Raw genomic sequence first — 12908 nt, forward strand, 5'->3', positions numbered from 1 at the left:
CAGCATGGTTTATAGCTGTCCGACGATTGAAAACATCATCGGGATACTGAACCGATGGCGATAAGTTCCAGAACCTTCAGAGACCTCATACAGATTCGGAAAACAGTTGTAATTACTGTAGGGGTACTCTGTCATTTCGAAAGTAATCCCGGCATTTGTGAGCGCGTTAATTACATCAGACAGCGGATGTAAATATTCATAAGTGGTATACGACCCATGATCATCAGGACTATTTACATATGATTTTTGGTCTGAAAATGTGACAGCGTCACCTTGATTGCAGTAATCATACCCAATGCTATTGAATTCATCGTCGAGTACATTGAGAAACGGATGAAACTCAACCATCACCAAGTGACCGCCATCTTTTAAGTGCCGGCGGATCACTTGCGCCCATTGATTCAGATCGGACAACCAGTTGATCACCCCATAAGAGGTGTAGATGATGTCAAACTTCTGATCCAGTTGCAGTTCTAAGACATCTTGGCAGACGAATTTTGCCGGGATATTCAATTCAGCAGCCAGTGCCGTGGCAGTTTTGATCGCCTCAGGTGAATAATCTACCCTGGTTACATGCGCTCCTGCATGTGCTAATGACAGGGTATCTTGGCCAAAATGACACTGCAGATGAAGGACCTCTTTACCTTGCAGATCCCCCAGCAGTTGTTTGTCGAGTGCTTTGAGCGAGTCAGGGTTTTTCTTGAATTCATCCATGGCGTAGAAATCGGAGCGGACATGAATCGGCACCCATGCGTTCCATACATGAATATTTTTAGTATTAACAGTTGTCAATTTTGGTGATCCTCATTGATACGTTTGGGGAAAATTTTACCATATGCATCAAAGTTATTATCAAAATATCCTCACTATTGACACAAATTGATGAACCACGTATTAAGGCTAAATTCGGTAATAAGTTACCTTTTATATGCTATCTCATCAAATTGTGCGTTTTTCTCAAATGGTTCAGGCAACGAGTGAGCCGTTGATTGATATCCTGTCAGAGCCACAGGAGTCGAGCGGCCTCTGTTATTTTGGTTCTGGTCAGTCTTGCTGCACATTTGGCGAGTTACTGCAAGGCGTATTACCCAACGGGCAAGATTTTCTGGTGACGCTTTCGGTTCAGCGCTACGTGAGCGCAAAATTTTATCTCGTAAAAGAGGAGGCGGGCTTGCAGGTTTGTCCGCCTCATAAGACGAAAGCACTGGCTTTGGCACACACACTGTTGAGTCGCTATCAATTGCCATTGCAGGGTGTGCTTGAAATAGCTTCTGATTTACCCGAAGGGAAAGGGTTAGCCAGCTCTTCCGCTGATCTGGTTGCGACCGCCCGGGCGGTGACAGACTACTATCAGATTCGTATCCGCAGTGAAGAACTTGCCCGTCTCATGTGCCAAATCGAGCCAACCGATGCGGTGATGTTTCCTCACTGTGTCGCGTTTCATCAAAATATCGGAGATGTGATTGCTGATTTGGGGGCGTTGCCCGAGCTGTTTATTATTGCGCATGATGAAGGGGGCAGCGTTGATACCGTCGCCCATAAAAAAACACGCCCCGGGACCAGTCCCGCTGAGAGAGAGCAATACGCGCATTTATTGGCACGTCTTCAACAGGCAGTCAAACAGCGTGACTGTCAGGAGATCGGCCATGTCACCACAATGAGCGCAATTTTAAATCAACGGCTGAGGCCCAATAAATATCTGAGTTTGTTTATTGATATCTGTGAGCAGCATGGCGGGCTTGGCGTTGTTGTCGCACACAGTGGCACATATATCGGTATTCTCCTCGATGCCAATGATGTGCAACTGGCCGAAAAGAGAGCAGCTATTGAGAATGCATTGCAAACCAATGACTTAGGTGCTGAAATGTTTCATACCTAAGGTGTGACCATATTGATGGCGCCGGAGCGTCTCAAATTGCTGCATCACTATTTTACTTTCCTAGCCTTAGCTCCGAAATTTGACGCACAATTGCGTTTTTCGATTTCAAAAGCATCGGTGCTCAGTGCGCCAGTTACTCTTGCCAAGATGCAAGAGTAACCAGAAGATCTTTTTTGTTTTGGCTTAGTCACGCGTTGTCCAGAACCAGCTTTTACGGGCGTCCTGCCCGGAAAAGCCTAACCATTCATCCGTGAATGGTTTTCTTCGGTGGGTGGTTTGTTTGAGTGAAGTGAAACATAGCGAAAGCCAATTTGATCGATGAGCTCAGGGTGAAATTCATGGATGAATTTTAAGCTTTTCGTGAGCAGGAGCGAATAAAAGCGTCCCTGATAACAGGCGCTGAACTCAACCCCGAGGCCTTTTGGGGGACTTTTTCGGCCATGAAAAAGTACCTGGGGCGCTTCGGAGATGTGATTGAAATCGAGGAACTTGATTGCGTCCCAAACCAGCAGCCTATCATTTTTACCTTCCCAGCCTCCGGCACCGAAATTTGACGCACAATCACGTTCTCCGATTTCAGAAACATCGGTACTCTGTGCGCCAGTCACTCTTGCAGAGATGCAAGAGTAACCAGAAAATCTTTTTTGTTTTGGCGGCGTCACACGTTTTCCAGAACCAGCTTTTACGGGCGTCCTGCCCGGAAAAGCCTAACCATTCTTCCTTGAATGGTTTTCTTCGGTGGGTGGTTTGTTTGAGTGAAGTGAAACATGTTTAGAACGAAACTCAATTGATCGATGATCTCAGGGGAAAATTCATGGAAGAATTTTAAGCTTTTCGTGAGCAGGAGCGAATAAAAGCGTCCCTGATAACAGGCGCTGAACTCAACCCCGAGGCCTTTTGGGGTACTTTTTCGGCCTTGAAAAAGTATCTGGGGCGCAGTCGGTGATGTCGATGAAATCGAGGAGCGTGATTGCGCACCAAACCAGCAGCCTATCATTTTTACCTTCCCAGCCTCCGGCACTGAAATTTGACGCACAATCACGTTCTCCGATTTCAGAAACATCGGTGCTCAGTGCGCCAGTTCATCTTTCAGAGATGAAAGACGAACCAGAAAATCTTTTTTGTTTTGGCGGCGTCACACGTTTTCCAGAACCAGCTTTTACGGGCGTCCTGCCCGGAAAAGCCTAACCATTCATCCGTGAATGGTTTTCTTCGGTGGGTGGTTTGTTTGAGTGAAGTGAAACATAGCGAAAGCCAATTTGATCGATGAGCTCAGGGTGAAATTCATGGATGAATTTTAAGCTTTTCGTGAGCAGGAGCGAATAAAAGCGTCCCTGATAACAGGCGCTGAACTCAACCCCGAGGCCTTTTGGGGTACTTTTTCGGCCATGAAAAAGTATCTGGGGCGCTTCGGAGATGTGATTGAAATCGAGGGACTTGATTGCGCACCAAACTACTACATTACAAGTTTTATATTCCCAGCCTCCGGCACCCAAAATTTGACGCCATCAGACCCTTTATTTTTAACCTTCAAAAAACACAATTAAAATCAACAATTTAAAAATAAGCATTTTTAACAAGGTAAAAAAGGGTTTTTTCGACTAACCTTTTGCTGTGACAAGGTTTTTCGTGATAAGTTTATTGTTCACTGCCGCATAGGCAGCTTAGAAAATCTGGTGAGATTAAATCAGAATTGCATTTGCGTTCACTGCCGCATAGGCAGCTTAGAAAAAATTATACAAAGATAACAACGGCTTTTGTTGGTTCACTGCCGCATAGGCAGCTTAGAAAGGACGATTTAGCAGATGCAACAGCAATGGGAAGTTCACTGCCGCATAGGCAGCTTAGAAAAGCGACCAAATCACCCGTAACAAGCGGTGATAGTTCACTGCCGCATAGGCAGCTTAGAAAGGATTGATACAGCGCGTCAGATGGGAATCAATGTTCACTGCCGCATAGGCAGCTTAGAAAAAGAAAGCGGCCAAGTTGCGCTTGGGATAACCGTTCACTGCCGCATAGGCAGCTTAGAAATTCCATGCGTTTCGTGATGTCACAATGTAATCGTTCACTGCCGCACAGGCAGCTTTTGACTTGGAGTGGCACGCAGTGCATACCGGTGCCACTCCGTTCGTTTTCAGCCTATCGCTGGCTTACTCATCAAGCATCATTTCTTCTTTTCTTAGATTGATCTCATCAAAGGTAATCAGATTATTGAGGTACAGGAGCACCTCCCGCAGTTCATTTTGATCGACATTGGGGTGGGTATTGGTGATAAGACAATCAATCAGATAGCCGCGAGCTGTCAGGTGTAAGTCAGGATTTAGAGATTTAGGCATAATAACCCTCTTGATGTGGAATATTAAAAACTATCACCACTCAGAGGTTCCTAATCAATGGGTGGTGAACTGGACAAGGTTAGGAACTACCGCCACATCAAAAACGGCCAGCATAGCTGCCTGTGCCCAGCTCACCATAATCGGAGGAGTAGGCTACACATAAATATCAATCGTCACAAGACTGATAGATGCGTGTCTGATGTATTGCGGGGTTCCTAATCCCGACACCGTTTTTTTTCGGTGCCTGTGCAGCGTATGTTTCATCTGGAATGTTGGCGAGTGGTCGCGGTGCGAAACGCGTGTGGTGTAGTGAAATCTCATACTTTTCTAATACTTGGTTTGTCATTTTTTTGCGAGTGATTTCAAAGTATTGGGAGTATTGACCTACGGTCTTACGGTTTGTTTTTCCTAGCCTCCGGCACTGAAATTTGACGCACAATTGCGTTTTTCGATTTCAAAAGCATTGGTACTCAGTGCGCCAGTAACTCTTGCAGAGATGCAAGAGTCACCAGAAGATCTTTTTTTGTTTGGCTGAATCGAACGTTGTCCAGAACCAGCTTTTACGGGCGTCCTGCCCGGAAAAGCCTAACCATTCTTCCTTGAATGGTTTTCTTCGGTGGGTGGTTTGTTTGAGTGAAGTGAAACATGTTTAGAACGAAACTCAATTGATCGATGATCTCAGGGTAAAATTCATGGATGAATTTTAAGCTTTTCGTGAGCAGGAGCGAATAAAAGCGTCCCTGATAACAGGCGCTGAACTCAACCCCGAGGCCTTTTGGGGTACTTTTTCGGCCTTGAAAAAGTACCTGGGGCGCAGTCGGAGATGCTAATGATATCGAGGGATTTGATTGCGTCCCAAACCAGCAGCCTATCATTTTTATCTTCCCAGCCTCCGGCCCCCAAATTTGAAGCCATCAGACCCTTTATTTTTCATCCTTTAAAAACACGCTTAAAATCAACAACTTAAAAACAGACAATTTTAACAAGGTAAAAAAGGTTTTTTTCGACTAACCTTTTGCTGTGACAGGGTTTTTCGTGATAAGTTTATAGTTCACTGCCGCATAGGCAGCTTAGAAAGCGAGTATCAACCGTTGCATCATCAGGCGTCGGTTCACTGCCGCATAGGCAGCTTAGAAAGTTTGTTGAAGCAGAAGAACAGACAATCAACTGTTCACTGCCGCGTAGGCAGCTTAGAAAATAAAATCCCGATAAATAAGATTGTTGAGGGCGTTCACTGCCGCGTAGGCAGCTTAGAAAATTGAGCCAGCGACGCACGGTAACAGGCTCGAGTTCACTGCCGCGTAGGCAGCTTAGAAATTGAAGAAAGCCATTAAATTTCACACCTTGCGGTTCACTGCCGCGTAGGCAGCTTAGAAAAGAAACATCTAATGAAACATTTTCACTAGTATGTTCACTGCCGCGTAGGCAGCTTAGAAAATAAGATGTTTAGCTAGGTTGTGTGCTAATTCGTTCACTGCCGCGTAGGCAGCTTAGAAATTTTTGACTGGGTTTCACTTTGACTATTTTCAGTTCACTGCCGCGTAGGCAGCTTAGAAATCTACTTCGATTTCGATGAATTGCCAGTATTTTGTTCACTGCCGCGTAGGCAGCTTAGAAACAGCGCCTTTTATTGCAAGATTGATGCTTTTCGTTCACTGCCGCGTAGGCAGCTTAGAAAGGGAACGTGGAAACGTCTTTCGGTGTTTCGTGGTTCACTGCCGCGTAGGCAGCTTAGAAATTCTAAGGTTATCGCCCTAACGGGCATTTATGTGTTCACTGCCGCACAGGCAGCATAAAAAGAGGTGGTAGTCGTTGTTGTGAAAACAGAACTATGAACCACTTATCGAAAATGCAACCTCATGCATTCAATCAACAATTGTCTCTGGTATGATCAGTGGAGATGATTGCTTGAGGTAAACCCATGGATGACCTTTCCCCCTCCGACTTAAAAGTCATACTTCACTCTAAACGCGCCAATATGTACTACTTAGAGTATTGCCGGGTGATGCAAAAAGACGGGCGTGTGCTGTATCTCACCGAATCAAAAAAAGAAAACCTCTATTACAACATCCCCATTGCCAACACCACCGTCTTGCTTTTAGGCAATGGCACGTCGATTACCCAAGCCGCAATGCGCATGTTATCTCAAGCCGGAGTATTAGTCGGATTTTGTGGCGGGGGTGGTACGCCGCTGCATATGGCAACTGAGGTGGAATGGTTTACGCCGCAAAGTGAATATCGCCCGACCGAATATCTGCAAGGCTGGCTCTCTTTCTGGTTTGATGATGGAAAACGCCTCGAAGTTGCCAAGCAATTTCAAAACGCCCGGATTGACTACTTACAGTCGGTATGGTCGAAAGACCGTGAATTAAAAAGCCACGGTTTTGTCTTTCAGGATGACATGATCCAAACCGCTTTAGCCACTTTTCATCAGCGTACCGATAAAGCGACTCAAACGGCAGAATTACTGCTGACCGAAGCGCAACTGACGAAAGTCCTTTACAAATATGCAGCCAATAACACCGGGCTGAAAAACTTCACCCGCCAGCATGACTCCACCACGCTTGCCAATGACTTTCTCAATCATGGTAACTACTTAGCCTATGGTCTGGCAGCCAGTTGCCTGTGGGTACTGGGGATCCCGCATGGGTTTGCTGTGATGCATGGTAAAACCAGGCGCGGGGCACTGGTGTTTGATGTGGCGGATCTGATTAAAGACGCAGTTGTCTTGCCGTGGGCGTTCGTCTGCGCCAAAGAAAATGCATCGGAGCAAGAGTTTCGTCAGCAGGTGTTGCAAGCTTTTATCGATCATCAATCAATGGGCTTTATGTTTAATACCATCAAAGCGATTGCTTTGGATAAACCTGCTGAACAAGGAGATGCCGGGCAATGATGGTGACATTTGTTTCTGAGTGCGAAAAGAATGCCCTCAAGAAAACGCGTCGTGTTTTAGACGCATTTGCTGACCGAATCGGTAACAATACATGGCAAACCTTAATCACCGAAGACGGCTTACAAACCGTGAGAAAAATGCTTAAACAAACGGCCAGTCGCAGCACTGCCGTGAGTTGCCATTGGATCCGCAGCCGATCCCGGAGTCAGTTACTGTGGGTGGTGGGCAATCGGTCTAAGTTTAATTTAGACGGGCTGGTTGCGGTGAACCGAACCTCACTTAATCTTGAGCACCGTGAGTGGGAAACCGGCTGGTATTTGAATGAAATCGTGGCATTAGCCAGTGCAGTCGCGGGATTATTTCATGATTTTGGCAAAGCCAATGCGCTGTTTCAGAACAAACTCTGCGGGAACAGTGCAACCAAAGGCGAACCGTATCGCCACGAATGGATCTCACTACGCTTGTTTGAAGTGTTTGCCAAAGGTAAAACCGACTCAGAATGGATCCAACAACTGGCTCAATTTACCGATCCCTCCATCGCCAAACAATGGGATACGCAGCTAACGCAGGCGATTTTTATCGATGCGCCGGATGCACTACAAAATCCGTTTGCTCATTTCGCCCCATTTGCCAAACTGATCGCGTGGTTAGTGGTGTCGCATCACCGGCTGCCCAAAAATAATGATGGGTCTAAGCCTGTGAATATCGAAGAAATGGATATGTGGCTGGAGCAGTGTTTCGACTGCCATTGGAACTCACCCAATGCCCTCGATTTGTCTCAATATAGTCAGCAAGCATTACAAGAGAACTGGTGTTTCCCGCATGGCACTCCGATGCTCAGCCGGACTTGGCAACAAAAAGCGGCAAAACTGGCGCGACGGTTACAGAAGACGCCTTTACTCATCAGCCATTCTATCCCTTGGTTTGAACAGCGTTTTGTCAGCCATATGGCGCGTTTATCGCTGATGTTAGCCGATCACTACTATTCTTCGCTTCGCTTAGGTGAGGGTAAAACTGCGTGGCAAGATCCGAATTATGCGCCGATTGCCAATACCGACCGACAGTCGGCGCATGACCAAAGTACCGTGCCAAAACAGCAGCTTGATGAACACAATATCGGGGTCTGTGTGAATGCCCAGCGCTTTGCCCGCAATTTACCCGCGTTGAAATACACATTGCCTGCCATTGCGCAGCATCGGCTATTTTCTAAAAGCGCCGGGATTGAAAAATATCACTGGCAGGATAAAGCCTACGCCAAAGCGAAAGCCATTGCGAAACCCACAGAGCGACAAGGCTTTTTTGGCGTCAATATGGCATCTACCGGCTGTGGGAAAACCATTGCCAATGCCCGTTTTATGTATGGTCTGGCCGATGATCGGGAAGGATGCCGCTTCTCCGTGGCGTTAGGATTACGCACTTTAACACTGCAAACCGGTGATGCTTACCGTGATTTATTGAAACTGGGGGATGACGATCTGGCGGTACTGATCGGCTCTCAAGCGGTGCAGACACTGCATGAACTCAATCATGGCGATCGACATCACGGCAGTGAATCGGCTGAAGATTGGTTTGAACAGCTGTTCATTCACTATGAAGGGCAGATCTACGATGGCCGGCTGAAACACTGGCTGAGTGCCAGCCCCAAATTAGAACAACTGGTGAGTGCGCCGATTCTGGTCAGTACCATTGATCACCTCATGCCCGCGACAGAAAGCCAACGCGGTGGCAAGCAGATCGCACCGATGTTGCGTCTACTCACTTCTGATTTGGTGCTCGATGAACCGGATGACTTCGGTTTAGAAGATATGCCCGCGCTGTGTCGCTTAGTCAACTGGGCCGGGATGCTTGGCTCGCGAGTCTTGTTGTCTTCCGCGACTTTGCCACCGTCATTAATCAAAACCTTATTTGATGCCTATCGAGCCGGGCGGGAACAATACAATCAAGCGCAATTTGCAGACGCCAAACAGCCCCCGATCTGGTGCGCGTGGATTGATGAATTTACCACTCACAGCCAAGAAATTACCCAACTCAGTGATTTTGTTGCAACGCACCGCCAGTTTGTCGATCAACGGGTCACCAAGCTGGACAAACACGATCTGCCAGTTCGCCAAGGGGAGGTTGTGCAGGTGGCGCAATTCACGCGCCACGATTCAATGACAAACGCTGCATGTCGCCACGCCATTTATGACCGTGTGGCGCATACCTTTTATGCGCAGATTCATCACTTACATCAGGCCCATTGTGTGACGGCACCGAATGGTAAACGGGTTTCATTGGGGGTGATTCGGATGGCGAACATCACCCCGATGGTAGCTGTCGCCCAAGCACTGACTCAATTACAACCCCAGCCGAATGTTAGAATTTGCTACTGTGTGTATCACTCGCAGTTTCCACTGGCGTTACGCTCTGACAAAGAGCACAAATTAGACCGAATACTGGATCGTCATGATGTCGATGCGTTGTGGCAACAACCGGAAATTCAACCGATTTTAGACACAGCTACCGAAGCAAACATCGTTTTTGTGGTGTTGGGCACTTCCGTGGTCGAAGTCGGGCGTGATCATGACTACGACTGGGCAATTGCAGAACCGAGTTCGATGCGCTCATTGATTCAGTTGGCCGGACGAATTCAGCGTCATCGTCAGCAAGTCCCGGTACAGCCGAATCTGATGGTACTCAATCAAAATATCAAAGCATTGAAAGGTAAGCCGGTGGCGTATTGCCATCCGGGGTTTGAAAGTAAAGCGCTGCCGTTAGCCTGCCATGATATGACTGAATTGTTGAAAGGTGAGTTAGCCCATATATCCGCAAGGACTCGCGTCAAAGAACCAACGGATCAATACCAACAAAACGGCAGAGATTTCTTACGTAATCGCAGCGAACCGAAGCAGCAAGCTTATCCGGTTAAATCTTTCCTTGTGCAAGAGCATCGAGCCTTACGCTTTGCCTTGGAATCTATGCCAAAGCCGGAGTTTTATCACAGTGGGAAAGAGGCGAACCGCTGGTGGACGTCTGGCCTTGGCAATCATGCCAGTTGGAATGGTGAATTGATACAACAAACCGAGTTTCGCAAGTCCGAGCCTCAGGAGTCGTTTGTACTGCGCTGTGATGAAGACGGGCAACTGGAGTGGAGCCAGCTGGATACGTCCTGTCAACCGTATCGTTATGTGTCGCAATCCACACGTTTTCACACCGTTGAGTTGCAAATCGCACGAGGATGTCAGTGGTGGTTTACACCATCGCCGGTTGAAATTTATGCGCAGTTCGCGCACCAGCTTGGTCAGTCAATCAGCCGCACCAGCAACCGGCTCGGTGAAGTACAACTGCGAACCGGCAACAAAGATCAAACCATTGAGTGGGCTTGGCACGAGCAACTCGGTGTGTTTCAACCCGAAAATCAATAAGGAAGGCGAATGGACGGAACATTAAGTGCCGCAATCGCGGCATATATCCACCAGCGCAAGCAGGCGAAGCTTGAGCCATTGCAAAAAGCGCTCAATAAAGTGCTTGAGCAAAGCGACGATCCGGTTGCGATTGCGCAGGCGCAAGCTGAATATCATCAGCAGGCCGACCCCATCGAAAGCGCTTATGACCCGGTCACTTGGTTAACCGATGCGGCACGGCGGGCAAAGCAAATTAGTCTGGCGACTCACGCAGCAAAATTTACCCACAGTGATGCCAAAGCCAGCAGTATTTTACTCAATCACTATCAAATTGAAGATGGCGGTTATCTTGTCTCGGCTCATCTGCCGGATAAAGCGATAGATGCTGTTGGTAATGCTGCTGCATTGGATGTGGCGCGTTTATTAAAATTGCAAGCCAATGGTGAGACGTTGATCGATCAGTTGCAAAACCACAGTGTTGCGGCATTAAGCGCGTTTACCAGCGATGAATCGCGATTGGCCGAATGGCAGGCAGGACTGAGTCAAGCGCTGGGTGACGAGAAGGTCTCGGCGCACACGCTCTCGAAACAGCTTTATTTTCCTGTCGGTGATAATGAAGCGGCCAGCTATCACCTGTTGTGTCCGCTCTATGCATCATCACTTTCGCATCAACTGTATGCGAAAGTTCGTCAATCCCGTTTTGGTGACTCAAAAGACGTTCGCGATGCGCATAAAAAAGGGCATTATGACGACCGGTTAGATATCCGTTTCCCCGCAACCGCAGTGCAAATGTTTGGCGGCTCAAAACCGCAGAATATTTCGCAGTTAAACAGCGAACGCTACGGCCAAGGCTTTTTACTCAATTGCGCACCGCCGACTTATCAGGCGCAAACCAAGCCACCGGTGAACAGCCTCTCAATCTTTGACCGCCAGTTTGGCTTTAAAACCAGTGCATTAGTGCGAGAATTTAAAGCTTTCTTAGCCAGCCTGAGCGAGAAAGACCGCAATTTTAAAACTCGCTACAAGCGGGATTATTACTACGTTAAACCGCTGATTGATCGTTTATTGAACGTGGTGGCCGAAATACAGGCGATTCCCGATAGTGCCGGTTGGAGTAACGCGCCGACGTGCAACATGAAGCGCGCCCATCAGCTCTGTCTGGATATCAATAACCCTGACAGCGCTTTTCAGCGTGAACGCCAGCAAGGCGACTGGTTAGATGGGGTGGCGAATGACTTTGCACATTGGTTGCTACGCCAGCTCGACAACAAACAGCAATACCTGCTCGGGGATGGTGAACAACGCTATTTTAAAAAACTGTGTCTGAACGAGTTGCGGGCCTTTGAGCGGATGAATGTTGTATCAGAGGAGCACCACGCATGAAGCATTATCTTTTATTGAAAAAAATCGAGGTGCAAAATGCCAACGCCATTGCAGGATTAACCTACGGCTTTCCTGCAATCACCAACTTTCTGGGCTTCGCTCATGCCTTGTCCCGTCAGCTAGCACCTAAAATGGGAGTGACTCTCGGTGGTGTAGCAGTGATCAGTCACAAAAATGCGGTGCATGCGCGCCGACCGAGTGGTTGGGGCGATTATGTATTTGCATTAACCCGTAATCCGCTGACTCAGCAAGGCAATACCGCGCCCATCAACGAAGAAGGGCGGATGTCGATGCAGATGTCGCTATTGATTGAAATTGAAGGGATTCGTGGCGGTGACAGGCAGACGGAGCAAACCCTGATTGAGCATCTGAAAACCGTGGTGCCGTCGCTGCGTTTAGCCGGTGGTCAGATTACCCATGTCGCAGCGTATCAACTACTCGCCAGTGAAGCCCAGCAGCGCCATGCATTGCGTCGGTTGATGCCGGGATTTGTCTTGATCGACCGCCACGATTATTTAGCCAAGCATTTTGAGCAATTACAGCAGCACAATCCGGGCAGTACGTTAATGGATGCCTGGTGTGATTTCGCCACCCTCAAATACAGCGCGACACCGCTGGCAGACGATACCGTTGCACAGCATGATGCGTTAGAAAAAGGGAGTGCAGACACACGTGCGACAGAAAAAGATGACACCAAGCAAAAGGCGGTTTGGCAAGCCCAACCTAAGCCAGAAACGGGTTATTTAGTACCGATTGCAACAGGCTATTGCGCCATTTCTGAATGTTATGCCCCGGGGGAGGTCGCCAACGTCCGCGATACTCAGGTTCCGGTCGTTTTCGCTGAAACGGCGTATTCCGTCGGCGAGTGGCTCAGTGTGCACCGTTTACAAGAGATTCAACAAGGAATTTGGTGTTATCACCATGATTCCCCTTGGTATTTGGCGAAAGGATCTTTGATTCAAGAAACTGTTCTACCACCTGATTTTATTGATGAAACCGAAGCACAAACTGGTTTTGACCCAGATTTTTTATAA

Annotated in this window: 9 protein-coding genes and 2 CRISPR repeat arrays; of the genes, 6 read left to right on the forward strand and 3 right to left on the reverse strand. The window is 47.8% G+C overall.

All coding sequences use genetic code 11. The features are described from left to right. Positions 1-9: 9 nt before the first annotated feature. Positions 10-792, reverse strand: a complete 783-nt coding sequence (locus tag OCV37_RS16755) for a class I SAM-dependent methyltransferase (protein WP_038184029.1) — start codon at positions 790-792, stop codon at positions 10-12. 136 nt (positions 793-928) lie between these two features. On the opposite strand from OCV37_RS16755, the gene OCV37_RS16760 reads away from it, so the two are divergent. Next, positions 929-1879, forward strand: a complete 951-nt coding sequence (locus OCV37_RS16760) for a GHMP family kinase ATP-binding protein (protein WP_084717506.1) — start codon at positions 929-931, stop codon at positions 1877-1879. Between the two features lie 236 nt (positions 1880-2115). On the opposite strand, the gene OCV37_RS16765 is transcribed toward OCV37_RS16760, so the two are convergent. After that, the gene (locus tag OCV37_RS16765) at positions 2116-2541 is read right to left on the reverse strand and encodes a hypothetical protein (RefSeq protein WP_261888165.1); all 426 of its coding nucleotides are present in this window, start codon (positions 2539-2541) and stop codon (positions 2116-2118) included. A gap of 235 nt (positions 2542-2776) precedes the next feature. Here OCV37_RS16765 and OCV37_RS16770 point away from each other — a divergent pair, with 235 nt between their 5' ends. After that, the gene (locus tag OCV37_RS16770) at positions 2777-3067 is read left to right on the forward strand and encodes a hypothetical protein (protein WP_261888166.1); all 291 of its coding nucleotides are present in this window, start codon (positions 2777-2779) and stop codon (positions 3065-3067) included. Between the two features lie 455 nt (positions 3068-3522). Continuing rightward, a CRISPR array of direct repeats spans positions 3523-3911; the repeat unit is 28 nt. A 118-nt stretch (positions 3912-4029) separates the two neighbouring features. On the opposite strand, the gene OCV37_RS16775 is transcribed toward OCV37_RS16770, so the two are convergent. Beyond that, positions 4030-4215 carry a hypothetical protein gene (locus OCV37_RS16775; RefSeq protein WP_038184027.1) on the reverse strand — a complete coding sequence of 62 codons (186 nt, stop codon included), beginning with the start codon at positions 4213-4215 and terminating at the stop codon, positions 4030-4032. Between the two features lie 1049 nt (positions 4216-5264). Continuing rightward, positions 5265-6014: a CRISPR direct-repeat array (repeat unit 28 nt; unit sequence GTTCACTGCCGCGTAGGCAGCTTAGAAA). A gap of 122 nt (positions 6015-6136) precedes the next feature. Between OCV37_RS16775 and cas1f the strand changes: the two genes are divergently transcribed. The 4 genes from cas1f to csy2 are packed head-to-tail and all read left to right on the forward strand — an operon-like array spanning position 6137 to position 12908. Beyond that, a complete protein-coding gene (gene cas1f, locus OCV37_RS16780) occupies positions 6137-7108 on the forward strand; it encodes a type I-F CRISPR-associated endonuclease Cas1f (RefSeq protein ID WP_038184021.1) in 972 nt (323 codons plus the stop codon). Beyond that, complete coding sequence (gene cas3f / locus OCV37_RS16785) at positions 7105-10512, forward strand: type I-F CRISPR-associated helicase Cas3f (RefSeq protein WP_038184018.1); 3408 nt, start codon at positions 7105-7107, stop codon at positions 10510-10512. Before cas1f ends, cas3f begins: the two co-directional genes overlap by 4 nt. A 9-nt stretch (positions 10513-10521) precedes the next feature. After that, positions 10522-11874: a type I-F CRISPR-associated protein Csy1 gene (gene csy1 / locus OCV37_RS16790; protein WP_038184014.1), complete on the forward strand. Its 1353-nt coding sequence runs from the start codon at positions 10522-10524 to the stop codon at positions 11872-11874. After that, a complete protein-coding gene (gene csy2 / locus OCV37_RS16795) occupies positions 11871-12908 on the forward strand; it encodes a type I-F CRISPR-associated protein Csy2 (RefSeq protein WP_038184011.1) in 1038 nt (345 codons plus the stop codon). The genes csy1 and csy2 overlap by 4 nt, the downstream gene beginning before the upstream one ends.

The sequence above is a fragment of the Vibrio rhizosphaerae genome (genome assembly GCF_024347095.1).
GTDB classification, from domain to species: Bacteria; Pseudomonadota; Gammaproteobacteria; order Enterobacterales; family Vibrionaceae; genus Vibrio; species Vibrio rhizosphaerae.